Source organism: Streptomyces sp. NPDC007875 (assembly GCF_042868035.1).
GTDB lineage: Bacteria > Actinomycetota > Actinomycetes > Streptomycetales > Streptomycetaceae > Streptomyces > Streptomyces antimycoticus.
In genome coordinates this window covers 91969-116985 of sequence record NZ_JBIADZ010000001.1, presented here as the reverse complement: position 1 = coordinate 116985, position 25017 = coordinate 91969, and the positions used below count along the sequence as shown (strand labels likewise).

Here is a 25017-nt window from a genome sequence, read left to right as displayed (position 1 = left end):
GGGCCCCAATCAGCGAAGAGCAGTGCCGTCGTCAGATTCGGTGTCACATCCGCCGTTGTGCGTGGTGACGTCCCACCCCCAAATGCCAGGGAACTCCGCATCCGTCCACGCGTCCAGAGGTTTCACGGCCGTGCTTGCGTGCCCCCTTTGTGCGCCCCCGCACACCTGTGCGTGCGTCTCGCTCCCCGAACCGCCCCCGACCTCCGCCGGGCTCGTGGCCGGTGTCGGGCGATGGCCGGCACTGACCGGCTCGTTTTTGCTTGATTCACGGTTCGCTACCCCGCCGCCGTACGATCGGCGCCATGGCCAAGACGCCCGTGCTCACCCCGCGGTCGGAGGACTTCCCCCGCTGGTACCAGGATGTGATCAACAAGGCCGAGCTGGCCGACAACGGCCCGGTGCGCGGCACCATGGTGATCCGACCGTATGGGTACGGGCTGTGGGAGCGGATGCAGCAGGACATGGACGCCCGCATCAAGGCGGTCGGCGTCCAGAACGCGTACTTCCCGCTCTTCATCCCGCAGTCGTATCTGGCCAAGGAGGCCGATCACGTCGAGGGGTTCGCGCCGGAGCTCGCGGTCGTCACCCATGGCGGCGGTAAGGAGCTCGAGGAGCCGGTCGTCGTCCGGCCCACCTCGGAGACGATCGTCAACGAGTACTTCTCCAAGTGGGTGCAGAGCTACCGCGATCTGCCGTTGCTGATCAACCAGTGGGCCAATGTGGTGCGTTGGGAGCTGCGGCCGCGGCTGTTCCTGCGGACGACCGAGTTCCTGTGGCAGGAGGGGCACACCGCGCACGCGTCGTACGAGGACGCCAGGGACTTCGCCGCCCGGATCCACCGCGAGGTCTACGCCCGGTTCATGGAGGACGTCCTGGCGATGGACGTGGTCCTGGGCCGCAAGACCGCCCGGGAGCGGTTCGCCGGCGCCCTCAACACCCTCACCCTCGAAGGGATGATGGGCGACGGCAAGGCGCTGCAACTGGGCACCAGCCATGAGCTCGGCCAGAACTTCGCCCGGGCCTTCCACACCAGCTATCTGTCCAAGGACGGCGAGCAGGAGCTGGTCTGGCAGACCTCCTGGGGCAGCACGACCCGGATGGTCGGCGCGCTGGTGATGATGCACGGCGACGACAGCGGTCTGCGGATCCCGCCGAGGCTGGCCTCGATCCAGGTGGTGGTGCTGGCGATCAAGGGCGACGACGCGGTGCTCGCCAAGGTCCGCGAGATCGGCGAGTTGCTCACCGCGGCGGGCGTGCGGGTCCACGTCGACGACCGTACGGACACCCCCTTCGGCCGGCGCGCGGTCGACTGGGAACTCAAGGGCGTGCCGGTCCGGGTCGAGGTCGGCCCGCGCGACCTGGAGGGCGGCACCGCGATGGTGGCCCGGCGGATCCCCGGCGGCAAGGAGCCGGTGCGCACCGAACTGCTGCCGGAGCTGCTGCCCAAGGTTCTGGAGGAGGACCAGGCGCTGCTGCTGCGGCAGGCCCGTGAGCGCCGTAAGGCGCGCACCACGGAGGTGGCGACCATGGAGGAGGCCGCCGAGGCCGCGGCCGCGGGCGGCTGGGCCCGCATCCGGTGGGCGGACCTGGGGCCGAAGGGCGAGGCGGCGCTCGCCGAGCGATCCGTGTCCGTCCGGTGTCTGGTCACCGAGGACGGGGCGGTGCCGGACGCCGATGACGCTCCGGGTAACGTCGCAATCGTCGCGAGGGCCTACTGAGACGGCGAGGGCCTACAGAGACGGTACGTACCGGCTTGATGCACGGTGCGTGGCTCATCCACACATTTACGCACCCGCCCCTCGTCGTCGTACATCACCGTGAACTGACTGGTACGTGCAAATTATTTGGGATGCCCCGGAATCGGAACACCGGACCGGTCCTGCTCGTTAGCACGACGTGAGCACGACACCACCTGTTCTCGCCGCAGAGCTGGCGCAGGCGTGGGCCGACATTCAACGGCACCACTCCGAGCTGCCGGATCTCGCCGCGCCCGAATCGCTGATCGGAGAGTCGTCGTCCGCATGTGGCGCCGAGCTCTCCTTCGAACGGCTGCTGCATGAGGCAGTCCATGGGATCGCCGCCGCCCGCGGTGTCCGTGACACCTCACGCGCCGGTCGCTACCACAACCGCCGGTTCCTGGCGATCGCCGAGGAGCTGGGGCTCGACCACCCCGAGGAGCCGCATCCCAGCAGCGGCTTCTCGCTGGTCACCCTCAGTCCCGAGGCGAGAAAGCGGTACCGGACCACGATCGACCGCCTCCAGCGCGCACTGAAGGCGCACACCGTGGCGACCACTGCCGAGACCTCCCGCACCTTCCGCGGGCCCGCCGCGCGACACGGCTCGTCCGGTGGCGGTGTCCGGGTCAAGGCGGTGTGCGACTGCGGGCGCAATGTCCGGGTCGTCCCGTCGGTGCTGGCCCAGGCGCCGATCATGTGCGGTGGATGCGGTAAGCCCTTCCGTATTCCGGAGGCGGTGGCCGCGGTCGGCTGACCTGTCCCGGTGTGGCAGAATGGTCTGCTGTACTCGACAGCCGACCAGGACCCCTCTCTCCTCCGGCTGACGCGTCCATCGGGCACTCGGGTACCGCAACCCCACGCGGCACCTCGCAGTGCTCAACCACGTCAAGACCAGGAGACACCACTTCCGTGGCAGTCAAGATCAAGCTGAAGCGTCTGGGCAAGATCCGTTCGCCTCACTACCGCATCGTCGTCGCCGACTCCCGCACCCGCCGTGATGGCCGGGCGATCGAGGAGATCGGTCTGTACCACCCGGTGCAGAACCCGTCGCGCATCGAGGTCGACTCGGAGCGTGTGCAGCACTGGCTGAAGGTCGGCGCGCAGCCGACCGAGCCCGTGCTGGCCATCCTGAAGGTCACCGGCGACTGGCAGCAGTTCAAGGGCCTGCCCGCCCCGGCTCCGATGAAGGTCGCCGAGCCGAAGGCCGACAAGCGCGCCCTGTTCGAGGCGGCCGCCAAGGACGCCGGTGACGAGCCGAAGGGTGAGGCGATCACCCAGAAGGCGAAGAAGGCCGAGAAGAAGTCGGACGAGGCGGCTGAGTCCGCTGAGTCCACCGCGTCGACTGAGGCCTGAGGATGCTCGAGGAGGCCCTCGAGCACCTGGTGAAGGGCATCGTCGACAACCCCGACGACGTGCAGGTGGCCTCGCGCACCCTGCGGCGTGGGCGTGTGCTGGAGGTCCGGGTGCACCCCGATGACCTCGGCAAGGTGATCGGCCGTAACGGCCGCACCGCACGCGCGCTGCGCACCGTCGTGGGCGCCATCGGCGGCCGCGGGATCCGCGTCGACCTCGTCGACGTCGATCAGGTCCGCTGAGGCGATCAAGAAGAGCACCGGCACGGGCCGGGGAGGGCTTTGGGCCGTCCCCGGCCCGTGTGTGTGAAGGGACATCGCATCGTGCAGTTGGTTGTCGCGCGGATCGGCCGTGCCCATGGCATCAAGGGCGAGGTCACCGTCGAGGTGCGGACGGACGAGCCGGAGCTGCGGCTCGGCCCGGGTGCCGTGCTGACCACCGAGCCCGCTTCGGCCGGGCCGCTGACCATCGAGTCCGGCCGGGTGCACAGCGGCCGGCTGCTGCTGCGCTTCGAGGGCGTACGCGACCGCAGCGCCGCGGAGGCGCTGCGCAACATCCTGCTGATCGCGGAGGTCGACCCCGAGGAACTCCCCGAGGACCCCGAGGAGTTCTACGACCACCAGCTGATCGACATCGATGTGGTCACGGTGGACGGCACGGAGGTCGGGAGGGTCTCCGAGATCTCCCATCTGCCGTACCAGGACCTGCTGATCGTGAAGCGCCCCGACGGGAGCGAGGTCATGATCCCGTTCGTCTCCGAGTTCGTGCCGGAGATCGATCTGGAGGCGCAGCGCGCCGTGATCGACCCGCCGCCGGGCCTGCTCGACGAGGCCGAGGCGGAGATCGCGGGCAGCCGTAAGGACGACACCGCGAGCGGCCGTGAGACGGACGAGACCGACGGCAGCCGTAAGGGCGACACCGGGGGCGGCCGTGAGGACGAGCCGTCATGAGGCTCGACGTCGTCACGATCTTCCCCGAGTACCTGGAGCCGCTGAACGTCTCGCTGGTCGGCAAGGCGCGCGCCCGCGGACAACTCGACGTGCGGGTCCACGATCTGCGCGGCTGGACGCACGACCGGCACAACACGGTCGACGACACCCCGTACGGCGGCGGCCCCGGCATGGTCATGAAGCCCGAGCCCTGGGGCGAGGCGCTTGACTCGATCATGGAGTCGGGCGAGGCGGAGGGGCTGGTCAAGCCCACGCTGATCGTGCCGACCCCGAGCGGCCGTCCGTTCACCCAGGCCCTTGCCGTCGAGCTCGCCGAGCGTCCCTGGCTGGTCTTCACGCCCGCCCGCTACGAGGGCATCGACCGTCGGGTGATCGAGGAGTACGGCGAGCGGCTCGAGGTCCACGAGGTCTCGATCGGCGATTATGTGCTGGCCGGCGGCGAGGCCGCGGTGCTGGTGATCACCGAGGCGGTGGCCCGGCTGCTGCCGGGTGTGCTGGGCAACGCCGAGTCGCATCGCGACGACTCCTTCGCCCCCGGCGCCATGGCCGACCTCCTGGAGGGGCCCGTCTACACCAAGCCCCCCGAGTGGCGCGGCCGCTCCATCCCGGAGGTGCTGATCAGCGGACACCACGGCAAGGTCGGCCGCTGGCGCCGCGACGAGGCGTTCCGCCGCACCAGTGAGAACCGCCCCGATCTGATCGAGCGCTGCGACCCGGCGACGCTCGACAAGCACGACCGCGCGCTCCTGGCCGAGCTGGGCTGGGAGGAGCTGCCCGGGACCGGTGGGGCCCGATTTGGGCGGCCGGACCGGGCCGTGGAAGAATAGGCCGCTGCCGTACGTCCGGGTGTGCGCCCCTGCCACAGGGGGACCGACGCCCACCCGATGAGGGCGGCACTCCGAATCATCATCCGATATGCCGCTGATGACCTGTGGCATCAGCGAGGAAAGCAGACGATCATGTCTCACCTGCTCGACACCGTCGACTCCGCGTCGCTGCGCAGCGACATCCCGACCTTCCGCCCCGGCGACACGGTCAACGTCCACGTCCGCGTCATCGAGGGCAACCGCTCCCGTGTCCAGCAGTTCAAGGGCGTCGTCATCCGCCGCCAGGGCTCCGGTGTCCGCGAGACCTTCACCGTCCGCAAGGTGAGCTTCAGCGTCGGCGTGGAGCGCACCTTCCCGGTGCACACCCCGATCGTCGAGAAGATCGAGGTCGTCACCCGCGGTGATGTGCGCCGGGCGAAGCTGTACTACCTGCGCGACCTCCGCGGCAAGGCCGCCAAGATCAAGGAGAAGCGCGACAACTGATCGCGGCGATTTTGCGCGACTACTGAGCTACCGCCGGATCATCCGGCCGGGCCGGATAGGCTCTGGCCCGATGAACACCGAAGGACAGCTCGCGGAGCGCGACCGCTCCCCGGGCTCCGAGAAGGAGCCCGGGGAGCGGTCGCGCTCTTCGCGTGCTCCGGCGCGGGCCGGGGAGCCCTCGTCCGCCGGGCGGCTGCCGGAATGGCTGGCCGGCGGCGGGCGATGGCGGCGCGGGGTGCTGCTCGCGGCGGCCTGCGCCGCGCTCGTGCTGCTGGTGAGCGGCTTTGTGCTGCAGCCGTTCCTGATCCCCAGTGGTTCGATGGAGAACACCCTCCGTCCCGGGGACCGGGTGCTGGTGAACAAGCTCGCCTACCGTTTCGGGGACGATCCGCGCCGCGGCGACGTTGTCGTGTTCGACGGAGCCGGTTCCTTCGGCGAGGAGGAGCCGTCCGGAAACCCGGTGACCGGTCTGCTGCGCAAGGCTGCCGCGGCGGTCGGGCTGGCCGAACCGGCCGAGTCCGACTACGTCAAGCGCGTGGTGGGCATCGGTGGTGACCGGGTCACCTGCTGCGACAAGCGGGGGAGGATCGAGGTGAACGGCCGGCCGGTGGACGAGCACTATCTGCACCCCGGGGACAGCCCCTCGCGGGTGCCCTTCGACATTGTCGTGCCCGAGGGGCGGCTGTGGGTGATGGGCGACCACCGCGACGCCTCCCGGGACTCACGCGACTACCTGGGCGCACCGGGCGGGGGCACGGTCCCCGTCGACAAGGTGATCGGCCGTGCCGCATGGATCGGCTGGCCGTTCGGCCGCTGGTCCGGCGTGCCCCGTACGGACGCCTTCGCGGGCGTGCCCGTGGCGCCCGGCGCCATACCCTCCGACGCCCCCGGTGGTGCGCGTGGGTAGCCGCGGGCGGCCTCGTGCCAAGGCGCGCCGGGCGGGGGGCCCGCCCGCAGGTGTGGACACCACCCGTGCGCCGGGCGAGCGCCGGGTGGGCGGGCGCGCGGAGCGGCGCAGGATCCAGCGCCGTATCAAGCGCAGGCGGCGTCGTTCGGCCGTCAAGGAGATACCGATCCTGGTGGGCGTGGCGTTGGTGATCGCGCTCGTCCTGAAGACCTTCCTGGTGCAGGCGTTCGTCATTCCGTCCGGTTCGATGGAGCAGACCATCCGGATCGGTGACCGGGTGCTGGTGGACAAGTTCACCCCGTGGTTCGGCTCGAAGCCGGAGCGCGGCGATGTGGTGGTGTTCAAGGACCCCGGGGGCTGGCTGGATGACGAGCGCAAGCCCCCCAAGGACGACCCGCCGGTCATCAAGCAGGGCAAGGAGTTCCTGACCTTCATCGGCCTGCTGCCGTCCTCCGACGAGCAGGACCTGATCAAGCGGGTGGTCGCGGTGGGCGGCGACACGGTGGCCTGCTGCGATACGAACGGTAAGGTCACCGTCAACGGGACCCCGTTGAACGAGCCGTATCTGCACCCCGGGAACCCGCCGTCGCAGCGGCAGTTCAAGGTGACCGTCCCTCAGGGGCGGATGTTCGTCATGGGCGACCACCGGTCCAATTCGGCGGACTCCCGCGTCCACCTCGACGAGCCGTATCAGGGCACGGTCCCGGACAACATGGTGGTCGGCCGCGCCGTGGTGATCGCGTGGCCGTTCGGGCATATGCGGCGGCTCGAGGAGCCGGACACCTACGCTTCCGTCAAGGACGCGCCGAGTGGGGCGACACAGGCCGAAGGCGCGGCGCATAGGCTGTCCCCCATGGATCAGCAAGGAATGGTCCAGCTCCCGACCCCTGCGGAACTCCCGCTCGTTATGGGAGTGGTGATCCTGCGCCGTTCGTGGGGCAGGCGGCAGTCAGGCGTGAGGAGTGGATGTGGGGGATTTGGCGGTCGGCGCACGATCCGGTCACGAAGAGCCCGAGAGGCAGCCCGGGACGACGGGAGAGCACCCCACGGACGGGACGGACGAGGCGCCCGAAGCCGGTGCACCCACGGACAAGGCGGCTGCCCGCCCCAGGGCGTCGGACCCACACGGAGCCGATGGCGGGGAGGAACCCTCCGGCCCCCCGGACGGACCCGGCGCCACTGACCCGTCCGGGCCCGAGGACGGGGCACCGGCGAAGCCGGGCCCCGGGATGCCCGGCGGGCCCGGGAAGCTCGGGAAGCCGAAGAAGGTGCGCTCCTTCTGGAAGGAGCTGCCGATCCTGGTCATCATCGCGCTGGCTCTGGCGCTGCTGATCAAGACCTTCCTGGTGCAGGCGTTCTCCATCCCGTCCGACTCCATGCAGAACACCCTGCAGCGGGGCGACCGGGTGCTGGTGGACAAGCTCACCCCATGGTTCGGCTCCGAGCCGCAGCGCGGCGAGGTGGTCGTCTTCCACGACCCGGGCGGCTGGCTCGGCGAGACGCAGACGAGTGACTCCGGCCCGGTCGCCGAGGGCATCCAGAAGGCGCTCAGCTTTATCGGGCTGATGCCTTCGGCGGAGGAGAAGGACCTGATCAAGCGGGTCATCGCGGTCGGCGGGGACACCGTCTCCTGTAAGCGTGGCGACAAGGTCATGGTCAACGGCAAGCCGCTGGACGAGCCGTACATCTTCCCCGGGAACACCCCCTGTGACGAGAAGCCGTTCGGCCCGATCAAGGTGCCCGAGGGCCGGATCTGGGTGATGGGCGACCACCGCCAGGACTCCCTGGACTCCCGCTACCACCAGAACCTGAACAACGGCACGGTCTCGGTGGACGATGTCGTCGGGCGCGCGTTCGTCGTCGCCTGGCCGATCGACCGCTGGTCCACCCTGCCGGTGCCGAGCACCTTCGACCAGCCGGGTCTGGGCGCGGCCGCCGCGATGGCCCCCTCTGCCGTGGGGCTCGCGGGTGCGCTGCCGATCGTGCTGTGGCGCCGCCGCAGGCTGATCGCCAAGGCCCGGGCCGAGTCCGAGGCCCGGCCGGATCGGCTGACCGCCGACTGCTGACGGGGCTCGTACCGCCGGGTAAGGTGCGGTTCCGTGTGCCCCAGGGCACACGGAACCTGATCTTCTACGTCTGTTGCGTACGGCGGGAGCACTGGAATGAGCGGAGCCCAAGGGGTCGGGGGCGGCACACCGCGGCGTACGCCGGGCAGCGTGCTGTCCGGGGTGGCGGTGGCCCTCGGGTGTGTGCTGTTCCTCGGAGGTTTCGTCTGGGGCGCGGTGCTCTACAAGCCCTACACCGTCCCGACCGACTCCATGGCGCCGACGATCGCCAAGGGTGCCCGGGTGCTGGCGCAGCGGGTCGACGGCGGCGAGGTGCGCCGCGGCGATGTGGTGGTCTTCCGCGACCAGGTGTGGGGCGACCTGCCCATGGTGAAGCGGGTCATCGGGGTCGGCGGCGACCGGATCGAGTGCTGTGACAAGCAGGGTCGGCTGCGGGTCAACGGAAAGGTCTTCGAGGAACCGTATCTGCGCTCGGGGGAGCAGGCGTCCTCGACGGTCTTCTCCACCACCGTGCCCAAGGACCGGCTGTTCCTGATGGGCGACCATCGCAGCGACTCCCTCGACTCGCGGGTGCATCTCACCGACGAGGCGGGCGGCGCCGTGGAGCGCGGCGCGGTGGACGCCCGGGTGGACGCCACCGCCTGGCCGCTGGGGTCCTGGGGGACCGTGGGGCGGCCCGATGCCTTCAAGGCGCTGCCGGGCGGGATCTCGCAGCCGGGGCCGCTGGGGCCGATCCTGATCGCGGTCGTCACCGGCGCCGTGCTGATCCTGGCGGGCGCGGCCTACGGGCCCGTCGTCCGGCGCAGGGCGGGCGGCGGCGCACGGCGGGACCAGGCGGCGAAGGGGAAGGTGGCCGCGCGTGGCTGAGGGGGCCGGTGGAGCCGGGCCGACCGGCACGGACGAGCGGCGGCTGCGGAAGGTCGCACGGGTGGTGCTGCTGGATCCGCAGGACCGCATCCTGCTCCTGCACGGCTTCGAACCGGATGATCCCTCGTCGACGTGGTGGTTCACTCCGGGAGGCGGCTTGGAGGGCGAGGAGAGCCGGGAGCAGGCGGCGCTCAGGGAGCTCGCCGAGGAGACCGGGATCACCGATGTGCGGCTCGGACCGCTGCTGTGGCGACGGATCTGCTCCTTCCCGTTCGCCGGGCGGCGCTGGGACCAGGACGAGTGGTACTACCTGTGTCGTACCCGACAGACCACGGCACGGACCGGCGGCGGGCTGACGGAGCTGGAGCGGCGCAGCGTGGCCGGGCTGCGGTGGTGGACGGCGGATGAGCTGGCCATGGCCACCGAGCCGGTGTACCCGACGCGGCTGCCGGAGCTGTTGCGTACGCTGCTCGTCGAGGGACCCCCGGGTGCACCGGTGATCCTGGAGACTGAGCGCGTCTGACGCACAATGGGGGGACGCACGGCTGAAGGGGAACATGCCATGAGCGCCGAGGACCTCGAGAAGTACGAGACCGAGATGGAGCTGAAGCTCTACCGGGAGTACCGCGATGTCGTCGGTCTGTTCAAATATGTGATTGAGACCGAACGCCGCTTCTATCTCACCAACGACTACGAGATGCAGGTGCACTCGGTTCAGGGTGAGGTCTTTTTCGAGGTATCGATGGCCGACGCCTGGGTCTGGGACATGTACCGGCCGGCCCGTTTCGTGAAGCAGGTACGGGTTCTCACGTTCAAGGACGTGAATATTGAGGAGCTGAACAAGAGCGACCTCGACCTTCCGAGTGGCTGAGTTGTCCACAGCCGGGCGGTCGTCCACAGGAATTCTCCAAGATCCCTGAGCGGGGCGCGGGGGCGTCACAGTCGGTGCCGGAGGTGGTGCCGAATGAACGCCCGAGGAGCGCTGGGCCGCTACGGCGAGGATGTGGCGGTCCGCAGGCTGGCGGAAGCCGGGATGACCGTCCTGGAGCGCAATTGGCGGTGCCGGGACGGCGAGATCGACATCGTCGCGCTCGACGCCGGTGCGCTGGTGGTGTGCGAGGTCAAGACGCGCCGCGAGGGTGGCTACGAGCATCCGATGGCGGCCGTCCGACCGGACAAGACCGAGCGGCTGCGGCGGCTGGCGGCGTGCTGGCTGGAGCGGCACGGCGGCCCGCCGCCGGGCGGAGTGCGGATCGACGTGGTGGCGGTGGTGCTGCCCCGCCGGGGCGCGCCCGTGGTCGAGCATGTGCGAGGGGTGGCCTGATGGGGTTCGCCCGCACCTGCTCGGTGGCGCTGGTCGGGGTCGAGGGCGTCGTGGTCGAGGTCCAGGCCGATCTTGAGCCGGGAGTGGCCGCCTTCACCCTTGTCGGGCTGCCCGACAAGAGCCTGGTCGAGAGCCGGGACCGGGTCCGTGCGGCCGTCGTCAATTCCGGCGGCGAATGGCCGCAGAGGAAGCTCACGGTCGGGCTCAGCCCGGCATCCGTCCCCAAGGGCGGCAGCGGCTTCGACCTGGCCGTGGCCTGTGCCGTGCTCGGCGCGGCCGAGCGCGTGGACCCGCGTGAGATCGCCGATCTGATGATGATCGGGGAGCTGGGCCTGGACGGCCGGGTCCGGCCGGTCCGCGGGGTGCTGCCCGCCGTGCTCGCCGCCTCCGAGGCGGGATACCGCCAGGTCGTGGTCCCCGAGCAGACGGCGGGGGAGGCGGCCCTGGTGCCGGGCGTCTCGGTGCTGGGCGTGCGGAGCCTGCGCCAGCTGATCGCGGTGCTGACGGACGAGCCGGTGCCCGAGGAGGAGGAGACCCAGGAGCTGGGCCGCCCCGATCCGATGCTGGCGGGACTCACCGTGCCCGGCGCCGGTATGGACACCGGTGTCGCAGCGGTGGCCGGGAGCGGGGCGGGGCGGCCCGATATGGCCGAGGTCGCCGGGCAGCGGGCCGCGCGCACCGCCCTGGAGGTCGCGGCCGCGGGCGGCCACCACCTCTTCCTCAGCGGGCCTCCGGGCGCCGGGAAGACCATGCTGGCCGAGCGGCTGCCGGCGCTGCTGCCGCCGCTCACCCAGCAGGAGGCCCTGGAGGTCACCGCGGTCCATTCGGTCGCCGGGGTCCTCCCGCCGGGTCAGCCGCTGGTGGAGAGCCCGCCGTACTGCGCCCCGCATCACTCGGCCACCATGGCCGCGCTCGTCGGCGGGGGCAACGGCCTGCCCAGACCCGGCGCGGTCTCGCTCGCCCACCGCGGAGTGCTCTTCCTGGACGAGGCTCCCGAGTTCAGCGGGAAGGCACTGGACGCCCTGCGGCAGCCCCTGGAGTCGGGGCATGTGGTGGTGGCCCGGTCCGCCGGGATGATGCGGATGCCGGCGCGCTTCCTGCTGATGCTGGCTTATGCGGGTGCGGACATGTTCAGTGGCGGGTGAATGAGTTGTCCGCCCTCTCTCAAGGAGGCGAGTCCCCTTCTTGGTGGGCAGAAGCCTTCTCATACGGTCGTTACTGTGTGTGCGGAAGTGAGATGCTCTCGGCTTGCGCGCCGTCCCTGTGGGGTGCCGCAGGCATATCGGTTCTGTGCGTGACCTGATTGGTCCTCGCGCCCGTTACTTGAGGCCGCCTCAGTCAAGCTGCTCCCGCCCGTAGCCAGACGGCCGTCAAGTCGCCTCTGCGCTTGCATCCGTGACGGCGGGGCTGGTCACACGCTCAGGTCCGATTCTGACCCGGCAGAGGGCCGTTCAGGCCCCGCCAGGCCCTCGTACCCCAGCGTCGGGTGATAGCCGGTGTCGACTGGCGTGTCACACAGGTGCGGCCCGTCGGGCCACGCTCTGGCTGGCCGAAGCATTTGGCGTCGGACGAGGAACGCTGACCATGCGCCGGTAGCTCGTTGCCGAGCTTGATCGGGTGATGTCGGGTGATTGCCTGACAGGTGACGGATGGGTCCGGTAGATCTCTGCGGGTGAATACGTCTATGCCTAGCGAGCCCGCCCCCGAGGATGGGGAGGCCACCTCCTTCGCCGAGACCGCGAAGAACCTGTTCAAGAAGCACAAGCCGAAGATCCTCGCCGTCGGCCTGGCTGTCGTCGGTGTAGTCGCCAGTCTCGCCGAGGGTCAGGACGCTTTGGACACCAAGGGCTCTCAGCCTGTCCCTGCCCCTATAGCCGTGCGCCAGCCCCGCCGCCCTCCCGTCTTGCATGAAGTAGCCGAGCACCTGGTGAAGCTCGCGGCCGGTCGTCAGGCTAGCGAGGCAGCCGCGACCGCTTACAAGGACGCCACGGGGGAAGACCTTCCCACTGACTGCACCTGGCGCAGAAGGTCTTCCCGGGGCGGTTCCTCGGAAGCTCGGACTCCCGTCCAACCCTCAGCCTGAGCACCCGGGCGAGCGCCATTCCTGAGCAATGCCAGCGGACGCCCTGCAGGACGGTCGGATCGCCGCTGAAGCGTCAGTGCTTGTCCCCGTTACACGAGCCTCATTTGACGCAGGAATCTGCTTGGTCCGCTTGGGCGGCTATTGCCAGTGGTTAGCCATTCAATCCGTTCAGAATAGTAGATGTGTGTTTCCTGGCGAGCACGTGTGACGGACACATAGAATTTGCGCTGATCCTCTGCCATCTTTGATGCGGAGTACTGTGAAGAAAAGTGAGGGATCATGCCATCGTTGGCGCCGACTATGAAGACGTAGTCGAATTCAAGTCCCTTGCTTGATGACATGGTGCACACCTGTACCTGTCCTTTTCTTCGACCGCGCTCGCTCAGCTCATTTGTGGTCCACTGAGCCAACTCGCCGTCGGGTGCGAACATTTCCCTCAATTCTGCGCACGATGCCTGATCTTCGGATCGAAGCAGACCGGATTCGTTGCCAGGCCCACTGGACATTAGGCGCTGCAGGAAGGATGCGGCAGATTCGCCAGCGGTGGACTCGCGTATGGCTTTCAGTAGTGAAACTTCCGAGTCAAGCCCATCCTGTGTACTCTCGTGAAGATACTTCCAATCAAGAAGTAGTCGAGAAGGATCAACTGTATCCTCATCCCCGTACACCACCCAAACAGCCAGCTGCTCAACCAGCGCTGTAAAGACAGTGGGTACGTAAGGGGATCCTTGATTTACGGCTGGTATACCGAGGCTGCGACACACTTTCACAAAGAGAGCGGAATGCTCATTCGTTGGGCAGAGCACAGCTATCTCGTGTTCAGGTTCCCCTGAAGCGATTAGGTCAGCGATGGTGTCAGCTACCTTGTCGTACTGCCTCAGGATTCCTCCTGGGCAATAGTGCGCTTCGACGGACCCGCCGCTGCGTGTTCCTTCCACACCGCCGACTTCCAGGAGCCTATTGGCGGCATCGATGATTTCTTGAGCGCAGCGATAGTTTACTTTGAGTTCAATAGGTGATACGCCCTCTAGTTGACCTATTTCTTTCAGGAGTTCTGGCCTACTTCCAAGCCACCCATAGATGGCCTGGTTGTAGTCGCCCACAGCAAAGAGAAGCGATTTCTTGCCTTCCCCAAAGCACAATAGGCGAACTATCTTGTCCAGGGCTGGCGCTAGATCCTGATACTCGTCGACATAGATTCGGGGGAACTTCGCGACTAGCAGATTTCGGACGAATCTGTTCTGTTCCGTAATGCTCAACGCAGCTCGAATGAGTGAGTCGAAGTCGACGAGCCCTTGGTCCGCCAAGATCTCCGAATAACGTTGAGCTACCCGCTGAATCCGTGCCCCTGCTTTTCTCCATTCGTCGGCCGTCGCTAGCATCGTGAGATGCTGCTTGGCGGTTGAGATTACATTTCTAGTATCTTCGCCCCGAGGGTAAATCTCTGCGACAGCCGATCGGTAGGCGGCATTCACCTGCTTGTTCGTCGCAATCTTCCGAGTCAATAGATCGGGGAAGCCGCATACTCGGGCGAACGGGCGAATGATTTCCTTAAGTGCGAATGCGTGCACCGTGCCAATGAATTGATTTCTTCGGCTCTGATCTGTTAGGGAATTGACTCGGCGAGCGAGTTCGCCGGCGGCGGCATTGGTGAGTGTTACGCACGCTACCCCTTGGGGGGGCGATATGTGCGTGGCGAGGTCAAAAGCGATGCGAGTCGAAAGTAGCTTGGTCTTTCCGCTGCCCGGTGGCGCAGTTACCACGCAGTGGCCTTCTGTGTTGAATGCCTCCCATTGCCGTTCGTTCGTCTTGAGCTCTTCGATGGAAGCTGATAGAGGCTTCACTGTGTCACCAGGTGCTCAATAGCGTTTTGAATGTAGGCGGGACAATCCAGTTCGTGGCCTAGAATGGTATTGGCGTAGCGGCCCTTTCCGCCGACACGTCTGATCATGCCGAGGTACTGCTTATAGGTTGGCAGCAGGCCTCCCCATGCAGTGATGTCCTTGAGGGTCTGTTGGGTTCGCGCAAGGCCTTTTAGTGTGGCGATTCCTGCTTGAAGATTGGCATCCGACGCTGAGGCCAGATCGAACTCAAACGTTGTCTTGCCTACAAAGATTCCGGACTCTTCCGCGGTGCCGCTTTCTTTGAGGGCAGTCAGCCATCTACGCGCCCGAAGATTTCCGGTTACCACCTTCCTTCCTTTTGCTTTCGATGTGGTTTCATCACCGTCGGTGATGACGGCGTAAGGGATGCCTACGGCCTTGCAGAACGAAATATAAGGAAGGAAGTGGGTGCCATGGATCGCGCATACCGTGATGCCGTATTTATCCAGGTCGTACCCTAGACCTTCAGCCAAGGCAGGCACGATGGCCTGCTCCGCGTACCCCTCGACAAGCAGCACGCGCTTAGCGAAGATCATTTCCGCGCGGGTCACATCCAGGTACCTCGCGATGTCTTCCCAGTCTTCGTCGCTTAGATTCGCGTCGGCTGCGGAAAGTGCATCGGTGGACTTTCCGTTATCTCTGAGGAAGATGATGTTCTGTGGCCCGGCGGCACTGGCAATATGAGGAGATTGGGTGGTCACGAAAACGGTGTGAGTGTCGCTTGCGTTCTCCAGTAGGCGGCGAAACACTAGACGTTGTAGATGAGGGTGGAGATGGGCTTCTGGCTCTTCAATAGTTAGGATTGAGTGGGCGATTTCCTTACTGAGTCGCCGCTCTAGCCCAAGCTCCATAAGCGTGAAGTACAGAATGTTGAGGCTGCCGAGGCTGGCGCTTGAAAGGGGTCGTTTGTTATCGCCGTCGACGAAAAGCCGTAGCGTCCTGATTAGCCTCTGCGGGTCCGGTGATGCAACACCAAGCTCTGACTGGAGAGCGTGTGAGGCCCCCACCATATCCGTCATGAGTCTTGTGATCTTATCGCCCAGATCCTTAATGGAGGGCAGGTCGCTGACTTGACTATTGGCTTGCTCGATAGAGTCGGCAATCTTAGTGAGCTCGGTCGCGGTGGATGACTCGGCTGCGGCTTCCAGGAGCTGACGTAGTGGAGAACGGCGCCAATTCGTTACGTCTGATTCAACATCTCTGAGGGCGTGTAGAAATGCCAGATGCAAGAATGAGCGAAGCTCTGAAGGCATGAAGTTGCTTTCATCGTCGCCCTGGAAGATGAAAGCGCGATAAGCGGAAACGTCTGTCGTGTCGCCCGGGAGTTCTTTTGGCGCGTACTTAAATGTGAGCCGCGCTTTGACGGGGGATCTGCTGACGAGAGCGCCCGCCAGGACCGCTGAGGCCCGGTCGTCATCTTCGAAGTCTTCGATGTCTACAGAAACAGAGATTTCAGCCTTCTCCGTGAACGGGTCCCAGTCTATCCGGCCGTTCGCCAGTCCATCCCAAAAATCTTCTCGTCGGAGATTCCGGTCGCTGTTTGGAAGTGAAGGGTCAAAAAGCAGACGCAATGCGTGGATGAGGTTGGATTTCCCAACTCTGTTCTCACCCACGAATACGTTATAGGCGCTTAGTGGAACATCGACCGAAGCAAGATTACGAAAGTTCTTAATCCGCAGTCTTGTGATGCGCATGGCCGATGTCCTCCGAATGGTGAGCACTCCAAAGCACGAGCGCCTCATTTTAGGTGGCTACCCCACGCTGGGGAACAGGTTTCCCAAAACTCACTTCGACATCAAACTGACGTTCGGTTGCGGGGTGTGGGTGCGAGTCTCCTCGGGTCTTGCTCGCCATGCGGACAAGCCCGCTGACGGTCGGTGATGGCGGGCATAGCAGTAGTTTCAGTCTGCTGACTCGTGTGGCTCCGTCTCGAACATGCGGAGCCGATAGTGAGTCCCGTCCACAAGCTGCTCTCCGGGCGGAAGCCTTTCTTTGTCTCGATGATGACTTCCTGGCCGTCGTGTGGACCACCCTCGGTCGCGAACCCAACGTCGTGCCAAGCCCAACGGACGCTGGAAGAATCCGTCATCCACGCTGCCTGGTGTCGACTGCCTGCACAGGTGCGAGGATGATCATTTCGCCTCTCAGTCCTACCCGCCCGCTCGCCCCCGAGGCCTGGCGGGCCGGCGGTCATTCGCTGTCTCCTGCCCTGCCAGAGGTTCGCGTTCCCATCGACGGAGCAACAGCCTGAGCGTCTCCCGAGCGTCGCTACGCCGTTTCGGTGCGCTTGCGATCACGAAAATGATGGCGACTACTGTCACGGTGGCCCCATACAGCACGGCGCTTGTACCGGCCACGAAGACACCACCTGTGGTCAGTTGATGGACAAGAGCACCCACGACCAGTCTCCCTCTACTTGAGTGCACGACGCTGCGTACATCGTGACCGGGATGGGTGCTCCGACTGGTAGCGTCCCCTCGCTCGTGTCCACCTAAGGTGGACAGATGCCCAACGATGACGCGTTGCCCGTGATGCCCTCGGACTCCTGGCGCTGGATTTCGTACAGTGATCCGGCCTGGGGCGAGGTTGACGCGTACAAGTACAACGGTGATCCCTCAGACTTTGCCCAGGCTTGCGTACGCCGCGCGGTCGACGAGGTTCGTCGGGCGTTGGGCGTCTCCACTATTGAGGCAGCGGTGATGGTGGAGGGAGAAGCCAAGACAGTGCTGACCGACGTTGTGACCGAGTCACGTTGTCAGCCGCGAAGGATGACGTGGGCAGAGATCGGGGCGAAGCTCGGCGGGGCGGCCCGCCAGACTGTTCAGAAGCGATTCGGGCGTGGAATCTCCCCGCGGCGTGTCGGACAGCTACAGCGTCAACTCGTCCGGTTCCGCGAGGCGTACCTAGACGAGGGCAGGTCTGAGAGTCAACCGCAGGCACGGGACCGGAGACTAATTGCCGAGGCCATCCATGGCCTTGCGCTATCGCGGAGCTACGGCGTGAGCGCCTACCTTGACTCGCAAGCGGGAGGCTACGACCTTCCACAAGCCCACACGCAAGCCGTGCAGCAGGCCGAGCAGAATCCCAGACCGGAAGTCACCTTCGTGGTCACACGTGATCGGTGGGCAGAGATGAAGTCTTCCGTGGCGACCCAAGACCAGACCCTTCGGGTTGAAGGCGACCGACTCGTCCCCTTGGAACCGAACCGCGATGCCGCAGAGGATTGATCCATCCGTTGCAGGGGCTTGCGGTGGGGCCTGGCGGACTCTGCGCTGGGAGACTCGTTGGGGTGATCTTTCCAAGGGCCGTGAACTGTGCCATGGCCAGCGGTGTCTCCTCGACTGACCGTGTTGCCGACCGTGCGAGGAGTTCCAATGACCGCCGCTGACCCCTGGGCCGCACTTCGGGAGGACGGAGTGGCCCACCTCATGATCACGGCTGCGGACATGAGCACCATCCGTGCCGTTGTTGCCAGCCTCGGCCGACACCACACGGCGCAGGACCCCGACGTGCGGCCGACCAGCGATGGTGTCATCGAGTCACACCTCTACCTGCATGTTGGGGGACAGGACCGGCGATCCTGAGTCCTCGACGCCAGGGGCAAGGCTCGCTATCTGCCGTTGATCCAGATAGCGCGGAGGCGCCGCCCATCCGTTGGGCGGCGCCTCCGCGCCGTTGGTCTTGAACTCGGAATCAGTGCCGACGGTTTCGGTGGGACGTGAGGTCGGTTACCTCCGCTGATTGCTGGACATGGCTGCGTACTTCCTCGTAGTCGAGGGTGAGCTGGCGCAGGGCCTCGGCGTAGATGACGAGCGTGCGGCGGAGCTGTGTGTTCTCGCGGCGGAGGTCGGCGATTGTGCCTTCCGGGGCGTTCTTCCGCTCGATGTCCTGTTCCGGCTTGAGGGCGTTGCGCTGGGCGTCGGCCTGTTCCTGGAACCAGGTGATGAGGCCGGGGAAGTTCCGGTAGAAGGTGGCGTGCTTGACGTCCAGGCGCCGTTCCACGGCCGTGATGGTGGCGCGTCGGCCGTTCTCATGGGCCTCGCGGAGCACCAGGTTCATGGCGAGCTGTACTTCGTCGTCGGTGAGGGTCGGCCGGGTCACCGTACGGTCTCCTTGGTGTCGCTGGTCGGAATGTTGTTGGCTTCGAGGAACTCGGCGAGTTCGGTACGGCGCTGTTCCATGCGGTCACGGACGTACGGCGCGATCATGACGCCGTTGGCGAGGGCGCGTTCGAGCCGCTGGAGCCAGGCGAGGAAAGCGCTGGCGTTCTCTGCGGTCAGTGCGACATTGCGGCACTTGAGCGGCTTGCAGTCGGGCAGGGACGGTCCGTCGGAGTCGCTTCGTCGGCACAGGGCCCGGTCGGGGTTGTAGACGCAGGTGACGAACTCGCCGGGGTAGATGTGCGGGTCGTGGCGGCGCATGTAGCGGTCCAGGCGCTTGCGGTCGGTGATGACCTTGCCGAGGAACTGGACTTCGCTCTGCATGGCTGTGAGGCGGGTTTCGGCCTCCTCTGCGGCTGGGCCGGTGAGCCGCTGTGGTGCGGGGTTGAGGATTATGTCGCCGAGCTTCTCGCCGCGTGCGATGGCCGCTTCGGCCTCGACTTCGGGTCGGAAGCCGGAGGCGGAGGTGCCGGCGTATCCCTCGAACATCTGGATGGAGTGGTGGCGGTACTGAATGGCGCCGGCGATCGAGCCTCCCGGCTGCCGGGCGACGGACCAGGCGAGGGTGCGGCGGAACTGGCGGGTCTCCAACTGCCATGTACGTCCGTTGACCTGTGGGATGCCGTCGGTGCGGTTGTGTTCCGTGCAGTAGGTGTTGACCCATTTCATGAAGCTGGCCATAGCTTTGACCGTGGTGGAGCTGGTCTGTACGGAGCCTTCTCGGGTCCGGCGGTGGAAGCGGGAGGTCGGCGGGAGGGCGAAGAGGAAGTCAAGGTCCTCGGGCTGCATGGCTTCCAGGACCCGTACGGCCTGGGCCGCGGCGGCGTTGACGACCCAGGTGGCTTCGACGCCCTCGGGGCTGTCCTCGCCCTTGAATGCCTGGCTGGTGATCTTGTGGCGGATGGGGCGGTCCTCGTCGTCGCGCCAGATGGTCAGGCAGCCGCGCTTCATGTGCTTGACCTCGCTGTCGCGCATGCCGGACAGGTAGGCGATCACGATGTAGCAAGCGGCCTGCAGCAGCCGCACGTACTCGGTGATGTCGTCCCAGCGCAGGGCGGGCATCCAGGTCTGGTTGTCGAGCAGGCCGTGGACTTCGGCCTGGAAGCAGGCGTCGCCCACGCCGAGTTCTGCGGCGGCTGCCCGGACCATCTCCCGGTAGGTGCCCTGCTGCTTGATGCTGCTGACGTGCATCTGCGCTTCGCGGGCGAGGTGCGAGACGTTGACCGGGAGGTCGAGATCCGTGCCCACCATCTGCAGGACCTGCTGGGTCAGGCGGGGCAGCGGTCGGCCGATGGCCCGATAGCGGTCGAGGACCGCGGTGAGCCGTTCCAATGGGGTGGTTCCGCCGATGATCCCCGTGCGTGAGTAGGTCTGCGTGCGCGCAGAGATCCACTCTCGCTGGGCTCGCAGGATGTCGTCGCTGAAATCCTGGACCCAGCGCAGGGCCCAGGTCAGCAACGGGGCCAGCACCTCCTCGGGAATGCGCGCGGTGCTGTTCTCGCCGTGCCGGTCGGTCGAGGGGCGGGTGCCGGCCGAGGCGTCGTCCCAGATGATCTGAGGGTCGCTGCACAGCGTGTCACCGCTGATCTTGCTCCGGTAAATCCACAGCGCGCGGGCCGCCGAGCGCTTGGCGGCCATGACGCTGGCGGACAGACGCTGGTCGGTGACGTGCTGGTCGTACGCCTCGAAGTCGCTCTGGCCGAGGTCGCCGAGGGCCTGCATGCCGCGCTTGTCGACCCATACCAGGAATGCCTTGACGCGACTGAAGAGGCTGTGGATGGTCTGGATGCGCTGCTCGCGTTCGCCGTATGGGTGGTCGTTGCGGAGCAGCGCGAAGAACAACTCCTTGGCCGTGGTGCGGAACCGGGGCGGCAGCGCGGTGAAGTTCAGCTTCAACAGCCGCTGGTGGGCCATGTGCAGGGCCGGGCTCAGGTCCCAGATGTCGTCGCGGAAACGGGAGGTGGAGGCGCGATCGGCTGTGCCTGCCAGGGTGCGGGCAGCCAGGATGAGTTCGTCGTCCAGGTGGTGTCCGTCAAGCGCGCGAGAGGTGGCGGCGGTCATCAGACTTCCTTGGGGTCGTCGAGGAGGTCCAGGCCGAGGGAGACGGGCTTGGCCTTGGCAGCCTCGGCGCGTTCGGCGTCGGTGAACTGAGGGAGAATCAGGCGGGTCAGGGAGAGCCAGGTGCGGCCGTGCTGGTTGGTCCAGGCATCGATAGGCATGCTCTGGCGGGCGCGGTCGAGTTCGTCGATGAGCGCCAGCAGCGCGGGCAGGTGCTGGTGCGTGACGAGTGCGTTGGGGCAACGCAGGCAGGTCAGGAACGACACGTCGCACACGCCGTCGCTGAACGGGCTGTGCAGGATGTCCAGGCATGAGCTGGCGATGGTGGTCAGCTTGCCGTCCAGGGCCTGGTGCAAGGTCTCGGTCGTCGTGCCCAGTTCGGCGGCCGTCTGCTGGGGGGTGTCGACCGCCTTCTGGGCCTGGGCCGGGGTGATGACCTTGGGCCGGTAGCTGCGGGCGTTCTGCTCGGCGTCGTCGATGGCGGTGGTCAGGATTTCGTCGGCCCACTCCCGCACGACAGGGTCACCCTGCAGGTAGTGCGCGAAGGAGACATCGAGCGTGTTGGTCCTGGATGCTGAGGGCAGGTGCCCGCCCATTGCCTTGGTGTGCCGCACCTCCACGGTGGTCTTGATCCGGTTGAGGGAGACCGGCAGCGGGTTGCCGTTGTCGTCGCTCAGGCCGTGGCGGTCGGTGATCCCCCTCAGGTTCAGGGTCCGGCCGAGTCGCTGGGCGAAGGCGTCGATGTGACCGGCGGCGGCCAGCTTGATGTCCCAGTTGCGGCCGCGTCGCCCGCTGGTCCCGGCCCAGATGGACCACATCCGGGTGGAGCCGGAGAAGCGCCGGCTGCGTTCGGTGAGCTGGTGCAGCAGGAGGTAGAAGCCGCCGGGGGTGTGCAGCTGGCGGCTGTCGCTCCCGCCGGTCTCCCAGTGGACGGTCTCCCGGCTCTTGGTCTTGCCCCTTCGGCGCTTGGACAGGTTGACCGCGACCGCGCGGTCTTCCAGGAGCCGGTGTTCGGCGGGCAGGTCTTTGAGAGTCTCGGCGTTACGGCCCGTGAGACCTGCCGCCATGATGATCAATGGGGCGAGGTCGGTCTGGGTGAGGAACAAGTGCCGGGCGAGCCGCAGGCGGCCCTCCAGGACCGGGCGGCGAAGGTCGGTGCGGACGAGTGGGACATGGCCGGTGCGGTCCATGGTGTCCAGGTGCGAGGCGAGAGTGTGCTCCTCCGGGGTGAGCGCGTCGGGGTTGGTGCGCAAGGTGTCCAGCAGGCGTTCGCCCGTGCGGATGCGGTCGCGGATGGCCACCACTTCGCTGCGTGCGGCGGCCATCAGCTCGCGGAACTCGCGGTCGGAGTACCCGGGCACCGCGCCGCCCTTTCTCCCGGCTCCGCGGCCCAGGTCGGGGTGGCCGAGATAGTCGCGCAGGTCCTGTGAGAGGACGTCGAATGGTGTGATGTGCCTGAGCAGGAGTCGGACCGCCATCAGGTCATTCAGCGCACACCGGTTGCCGGTGGACTCCAGCCGGTGCATCCGGAACCGCTCCAGGTGGCGGACGGTCAGCTCGCCGAGCGCCTTTGGCGGGTGTGCGAGGGTGTCCAGGAAGGTGAGGAACCGCCGCAGGGCGCCGTAGGTGTTGGTGGCGCTGGCCACGGTGCGCAAGGCTCCGGTGGGGCCGGTGCGAGCGGCGAACGCTGAGGCGAACTCCGCGTGGAAGGCGGGGAAGGGCAGCGCGGAGAACTCGAACACCGTCCGGCGGCCGTCCTCCCCGGTGAAGGCGACGGACAGCCTCTGGGCGTTCTGAGGGGAGGGGACTTCGGCTTCGTAGGGGCCTTCCGGCATGGCGGAGGTGCGGCCCTTACCCGGACGCGTCGCCGGTGCCGGAAGCGTGCTGGCTGTCGGTATCGGCGTGCTGCCAGCATCCGAGCCGGGAGCGCACAGGGCGCGTTCCAGGTCGTGCCGCAGCTCGGCGGACAGCTTGCCGTACGGCTGCACATTGCCGAGCACGTTGAGGATGGTGTGGAAGGCGAAGGCGGCGTGCCTTTCCGTTCCTGTCTGGTGCAGCATGAGCTGTACAGGCTCCAGGTGGGCGGGCACCAGGTCGGCCACGGAGGCGGGCGGCTCCTCCAACTCCGCGAGGTGCGTGAGCAACCGCCGCACGAGCCCCCACAGGTACGTCGCGCCGGACAGCGCGACGGGCTGGCCGTCCCGGTACAACAGCGTTGTGAAGGCAGGGGCGAGGTCGGTGTGCAGGGCGGGCAGCGGCAGTTCGTGGAAGTCGAACAGCCGCTGCTGGCCGTCGCGGGCGGTGAACACCACCCGCAGCGGGTCGCTGAGATCGTCCTCGATCCGGTGCGGGTCGAAGCCGTCCGGGACGCCTTCCCACTGGGCGGCAGCCCGGGAGTAGGACAGGTAGACCCTCAACGGGTGGCTGAGCTTGTCGACGGGGCTGACGTTCCGCAGCAGGCGGCAGGCGTCCCACAGCCTGCTGTTGCGGGTCTTCGTCCCCGCCTTGTCGGCGCGGAAGACGTGGTAGGCCCCCATGTGCCTGGGCGTCAGGTCCGCAACGCTCGCCGGGGCCGGCGTGAGATCGGAGAGGAAGGCGAGGAACAACTGGGTGGAGACAAAGAAGGCCTTGGCGGTCTTCACCGAGGTGATCTCTCCGCTGTCGCACCGGGCCCTGAACGCCGCGGCCAGATCCGCGTGGAAGCCGGAGGCCGCAAGGGCTGCGAAGGAGAACGTGTGCTCGCTGCCGTCAGCTGCGACGAAGCGCACGACGAGCGAGGCGGGATCGGTGAACTCGGCGAATGGGCCGACCGGCCGGGCGGCGAAGGTCTCGGTCATACGGAAGTCGCCTCCAAGGCGGGATCGTCGAGGTCGGCCGGGGCGGCGGTGGGCTCCCAGTCCTGGGGGATGAGCGCCAGGCGAGTCTCCATCTCCAGCTCCTGAAGGGCATGCAGGTACCGCATCGTGGTGACGACGCTGCGGTGACCGAGCCTGAGACGCACCCAATTGAGCGGGTCGCCGAAGACCATCTGGTGGGTCTGGCGCTGACCGGGGTTCATGGCCGTCATGTCCTGGATGTGGCCGCGCCAGAGCTGTTCGAGGGTGATGACCGCGAAGCTGTGCCGCAATGCATGGGGATGGGCTCGCAGGTTCAGCCGGTGCCTGGCGCATCTCCGGTTGGCCGCCTTGAACGCCTCCTGCCAGCAGGAACGGGCACTGGGCAGGCCCTGTTCGTTCAGCCATAGGGCGGCGGGCTCCAGGCCGTCGCGCGTGTCGATCAGCAACCGCCGCCGCTCGGCGTGATCGAGCTTGTCGACGGTGATGCGCTGGCCGTCGATCTCGACGAACGGATCGGAGGGATTGGCGATGATCAGCGGGTTGCGGATACGGTCGTACACCCCGGCGTCCCGGGCGGTCTCGACTGCCTCGGCACGCTCTTCCTCTACGTAGTCCCAGATCGCCATCAGCGACGAGGACGGCAGGTAGACCCAACGGGCGGAGCCGTACTTGGCGATGGCCGCCGGCAGCCAGGTACGGACGTTGGCCATACCCGGCACCAGGTGCGGCAGCTCGAACAGCGACAGCGACGTCTGCTCGCACAACCGCATCCCCGTGCGGACCATCAGGTCGGAGTAGGTTGCGTTGCGGGCGCCGAACCGGCCCCGGAAGGACCGGTCGGCAAGGCCAGCGGGCGTGTAGCCGCGCAACCCCACGTCCCGCCAGGTCCGGTACATCTCCGGCGTCAGCCACACGACCTCGTTGCGCGGGCCGGTGTGGGAGGACTCCGCCGGGGTCATGGCCGTTGCGCGATGCCCACGCGAGGGATGGGCACGCGCCTCGCGCTGGAGGATCGGGTTCTCGGCCGCATACGCACGCCGGGGGTGGACGGCCCACTTGTAGAAGGCGTTGACGGTGGCCACCTCACGGTCCCACGTGGGCCAGTCCACGTGCGGGCCACGCGGGTCGACCGTGCGCCACTGCTTGTACGCGGCCCGGTCGTCGGGGGTGGCTTGACGCCAGTCCTTGCGACTGCGGCTCCTCCACAGGAACGTCAGCCACACCTTCAAGTCGAATGCGTGCGCGCGCTGGGTGTCCTCCGGTGAGGCCGCCAGTTTGGCCGTGAAGTAGGAGTTCAGCTCGGTGTCGTAGGTGCCCTCGGGACTGATCAGGTACGGCGTGCCATCGAGGACGGCGTGGGCGTCCAGCCACTCGTCCAGATCCCACAGCGTGTCGATCAGCGGGTCTGCCGTCTGCGGCCGGGGCAGCTCGCGGCGGGTGAAGAACACCCGCCAGTCAAGATCGTTCATGGTTCCTGTCGTTG

The 25017-nt window shown here is 66.9% G+C and carries 22 protein-coding genes and 1 pseudogene; 17 read left to right on the top strand and 6 right to left on the bottom strand.

Annotation, left to right across the window (positions count from 1 at the left end; translation table 11 throughout):
* Window positions 1-302 precede the first annotated feature (302 nt).
* From proS to ACFYOY_RS00440, 15 genes and pseudogenes are all read left to right on the top strand, one after another.
* Window positions 303-1718, top strand: a complete 1416-nt coding sequence (gene proS / locus ACFYOY_RS00510; RefSeq protein ID WP_351880777.1) for a proline--tRNA ligase — start codon at window positions 303-305, stop codon at window positions 1716-1718.
* A gap of 178 nt (window positions 1719-1896) precedes the next feature.
* The gene (locus tag ACFYOY_RS00505) at window positions 1897-2490 is read left to right on the top strand and encodes a hypothetical protein (protein ID WP_014055189.1); all 594 of its coding nucleotides are present in this window, start codon (window positions 1897-1899) and stop codon (window positions 2488-2490) included.
* A gap of 155 nt (window positions 2491-2645) precedes the next feature.
* On the top strand, window positions 2646-3089 hold the full coding sequence (gene rpsP, locus ACFYOY_RS00500; RefSeq protein WP_093464964.1) for a 30S ribosomal protein S16: 444 nt from the start codon (window positions 2646-2648) through the stop codon (window positions 3087-3089).
* A 2-nt stretch (window positions 3090-3091) separates the two neighbouring features.
* Window positions 3092-3331, top strand: a complete 240-nt coding sequence (locus ACFYOY_RS00495) for an RNA-binding protein (protein ID WP_003980229.1) — start codon at window positions 3092-3094, stop codon at window positions 3329-3331.
* An 81-nt stretch (window positions 3332-3412) separates the two neighbouring features.
* On the top strand, window positions 3413-4039 hold the full coding sequence (gene rimM / locus ACFYOY_RS00490) for a ribosome maturation factor RimM (RefSeq protein ID WP_388583932.1): 627 nt from the start codon (window positions 3413-3415) through the stop codon (window positions 4037-4039).
* Window positions 4036-4866: a tRNA (guanosine(37)-N1)-methyltransferase TrmD gene (gene trmD / locus ACFYOY_RS00485; protein ID WP_351880784.1), complete on the top strand. Its 831-nt coding sequence runs from the start codon at window positions 4036-4038 to the stop codon at window positions 4864-4866. Before rimM ends, trmD begins: the two co-directional genes overlap by 4 nt.
* Before the next feature lie 132 nt (window positions 4867-4998).
* Window positions 4999-5349, top strand: coding sequence for a 50S ribosomal protein L19 (rplS, locus tag ACFYOY_RS00480; protein WP_014055193.1), 351 nt, complete (start codon window positions 4999-5001; stop codon window positions 5347-5349).
* A 70-nt stretch (window positions 5350-5419) separates the two neighbouring features.
* Window positions 5420-6256 carry a signal peptidase I gene (lepB, locus tag ACFYOY_RS00475; protein WP_388583928.1) on the top strand — a complete coding sequence of 279 codons (837 nt, stop codon included), beginning with the start codon at window positions 5420-5422 and terminating at the stop codon, window positions 6254-6256.
* Complete coding sequence (gene lepB / locus ACFYOY_RS00470; protein WP_388583925.1) at window positions 6249-7439, top strand: signal peptidase I; 1191 nt, start codon at window positions 6249-6251, stop codon at window positions 7437-7439. The genes lepB (ACFYOY_RS00475) and lepB (ACFYOY_RS00470) overlap by 8 nt, the downstream gene beginning before the upstream one ends.
* Window positions 7440-7485: 46 nt before the next feature.
* Entirely contained in the window at window positions 7486-8322 is an 837-nt protein-coding gene (gene lepB, locus ACFYOY_RS00465; protein ID WP_388583923.1) for a signal peptidase I, read from the top strand.
* A gap of 96 nt (window positions 8323-8418) precedes the next feature.
* Entirely contained in the window at window positions 8419-9189 is a 771-nt protein-coding gene (lepB, locus tag ACFYOY_RS00460) for a signal peptidase I (RefSeq protein WP_014055197.1), read from the top strand.
* Window positions 9182-9712, top strand: coding sequence for an NUDIX hydrolase (locus ACFYOY_RS00455; protein WP_351880798.1), 531 nt, complete (start codon window positions 9182-9184; stop codon window positions 9710-9712). The genes lepB (ACFYOY_RS00460) and ACFYOY_RS00455 overlap by 8 nt, the downstream gene beginning before the upstream one ends.
* Before the next feature lie 39 nt (window positions 9713-9751).
* A complete protein-coding gene (locus ACFYOY_RS00450) occupies window positions 9752-10060 on the top strand; it encodes a DUF2469 domain-containing protein (RefSeq protein WP_004944840.1) in 309 nt (102 codons plus the stop codon).
* 93 nt (window positions 10061-10153) lie between these two features.
* Window positions 10154-10513 (top strand): YraN family protein, encoded by a 360-nt coding sequence (locus ACFYOY_RS00445; RefSeq protein WP_351880802.1) that lies wholly within the window; start codon window positions 10154-10156, stop codon window positions 10511-10513.
* A pseudogene (locus tag ACFYOY_RS00440) lies at window positions 10513-11625 on the top strand (YifB family Mg chelatase-like AAA ATPase); the annotation flags it as partial. The gene ACFYOY_RS00445 and the pseudogene ACFYOY_RS00440, both read left to right, overlap by 1 nt.
* 1060 nt (window positions 11626-12685) lie before the next feature.
* On the opposite strand, the gene ACFYOY_RS00435 reads toward ACFYOY_RS00440, so the two are convergent.
* Both ACFYOY_RS00435 and ACFYOY_RS00430 read right to left on the bottom strand, forming a co-directional pair.
* Complete coding sequence (locus ACFYOY_RS00435) at window positions 12686-14440, bottom strand: ATP-dependent helicase (RefSeq protein WP_388583916.1); 1755 nt, start codon at window positions 14438-14440, stop codon at window positions 12686-12688.
* Window positions 14437-16173, bottom strand: a complete 1737-nt coding sequence (locus tag ACFYOY_RS00430; protein ID WP_388583914.1) for an ATP-dependent endonuclease — start codon at window positions 16171-16173, stop codon at window positions 14437-14439. The genes ACFYOY_RS00435 and ACFYOY_RS00430 overlap by 4 nt, the downstream gene beginning before the upstream one ends.
* An 810-nt stretch (window positions 16174-16983) precedes the next feature.
* On the opposite strand from ACFYOY_RS00430, the gene ACFYOY_RS00425 reads away from it, so the two are divergent.
* Window positions 16984-17706, top strand: a complete 723-nt coding sequence (locus ACFYOY_RS00425) for a hypothetical protein (protein WP_388583911.1) — start codon at window positions 16984-16986, stop codon at window positions 17704-17706.
* Window positions 17707-17853: 147 nt separating this feature from the next.
* The gene (locus ACFYOY_RS00420) at window positions 17854-18063 is read left to right on the top strand and encodes a hypothetical protein (RefSeq protein WP_388583909.1); all 210 of its coding nucleotides are present in this window, start codon (window positions 17854-17856) and stop codon (window positions 18061-18063) included.
* A 109-nt stretch (window positions 18064-18172) separates the two neighbouring features.
* On the opposite strand, the gene ACFYOY_RS00415 is transcribed toward ACFYOY_RS00420, so the two are convergent.
* The 4 genes from ACFYOY_RS00415 to ACFYOY_RS00400 are packed head-to-tail and all read right to left on the bottom strand — an operon-like array spanning window position 18173 to window position 25003.
* Window positions 18173-18580, bottom strand: coding sequence for a hypothetical protein (locus ACFYOY_RS00415; RefSeq protein WP_388583906.1), 408 nt, complete (start codon window positions 18578-18580; stop codon window positions 18173-18175).
* Window positions 18577-20700, bottom strand: a complete 2124-nt coding sequence (locus tag ACFYOY_RS00410) for a hypothetical protein (protein ID WP_388583903.1) — start codon at window positions 20698-20700, stop codon at window positions 18577-18579. Before ACFYOY_RS00410 ends, ACFYOY_RS00415 begins: the two co-directional genes overlap by 4 nt.
* Window positions 20700-23534: a hypothetical protein gene (locus tag ACFYOY_RS00405; protein WP_388583900.1), complete on the bottom strand. Its 2835-nt coding sequence runs from the start codon at window positions 23532-23534 to the stop codon at window positions 20700-20702. Before ACFYOY_RS00405 ends, ACFYOY_RS00410 begins: the two co-directional genes overlap by 1 nt.
* Window positions 23531-25003, bottom strand: coding sequence for an integrase (locus ACFYOY_RS00400; protein ID WP_388583898.1), 1473 nt, complete (start codon window positions 25001-25003; stop codon window positions 23531-23533). Before ACFYOY_RS00400 ends, ACFYOY_RS00405 begins: the two co-directional genes overlap by 4 nt.
* Between the last annotated feature and the right edge of the window lie 14 nt (window positions 25004-25017).

Coding starts and splice junctions, on each gene's coding strand:
- proS (WP_351880777.1), top strand. CDS start 303: ATGGCCAAGACGCCCGTGCTCACCCCGCGGTCGGAGGACTTCCCCCGC.
- ACFYOY_RS00495 (WP_003980229.1), top strand. CDS start 3,092: ATGCTCGAGGAGGCCCTCGAGCACCTGGTGAAGGGCATCGTCGACAAC.
- trmD (WP_351880784.1), top strand. CDS start 4,036: ATGAGGCTCGACGTCGTCACGATCTTCCCCGAGTACCTGGAGCCGCTG.
- rplS (WP_014055193.1), top strand. CDS start 4,999: ATGTCTCACCTGCTCGACACCGTCGACTCCGCGTCGCTGCGCAGCGAC.
- lepB (WP_388583928.1), top strand. CDS start 5,420: ATGAACACCGAAGGACAGCTCGCGGAGCGCGACCGCTCCCCGGGCTCC.
- lepB (WP_388583923.1), top strand. CDS start 7,486: ATGCCCGGCGGGCCCGGGAAGCTCGGGAAGCCGAAGAAGGTGCGCTCC.
- lepB (WP_014055197.1), top strand. CDS start 8,419: ATGAGCGGAGCCCAAGGGGTCGGGGGCGGCACACCGCGGCGTACGCCG.
- ACFYOY_RS00450 (WP_004944840.1), top strand. CDS start 9,752: ATGAGCGCCGAGGACCTCGAGAAGTACGAGACCGAGATGGAGCTGAAG.
- ACFYOY_RS00445 (WP_351880802.1), top strand. CDS start 10,154: ATGAACGCCCGAGGAGCGCTGGGCCGCTACGGCGAGGATGTGGCGGTC.
- ACFYOY_RS00430 (WP_388583914.1), bottom strand. CDS start 16,173: ATGCGCATCACAAGACTGCGGATTAAGAACTTTCGTAATCTTGCTTCG.
- ACFYOY_RS00425 (WP_388583911.1), top strand. CDS start 16,984: ATGCCCAACGATGACGCGTTGCCCGTGATGCCCTCGGACTCCTGGCGC.
- ACFYOY_RS00420 (WP_388583909.1), top strand. CDS start 17,854: ATGACCGCCGCTGACCCCTGGGCCGCACTTCGGGAGGACGGAGTGGCC.
- ACFYOY_RS00410 (WP_388583903.1), bottom strand. CDS start 20,700: ATGACCGCCGCCACCTCTCGCGCGCTTGACGGACACCACCTGGACGAC.
- ACFYOY_RS00405 (WP_388583900.1), bottom strand. CDS start 23,534: ATGACCGAGACCTTCGCCGCCCGGCCGGTCGGCCCATTCGCCGAGTTC.
- ACFYOY_RS00400 (WP_388583898.1), bottom strand. CDS start 25,003: ATGAACGATCTTGACTGGCGGGTGTTCTTCACCCGCCGCGAGCTGCCC.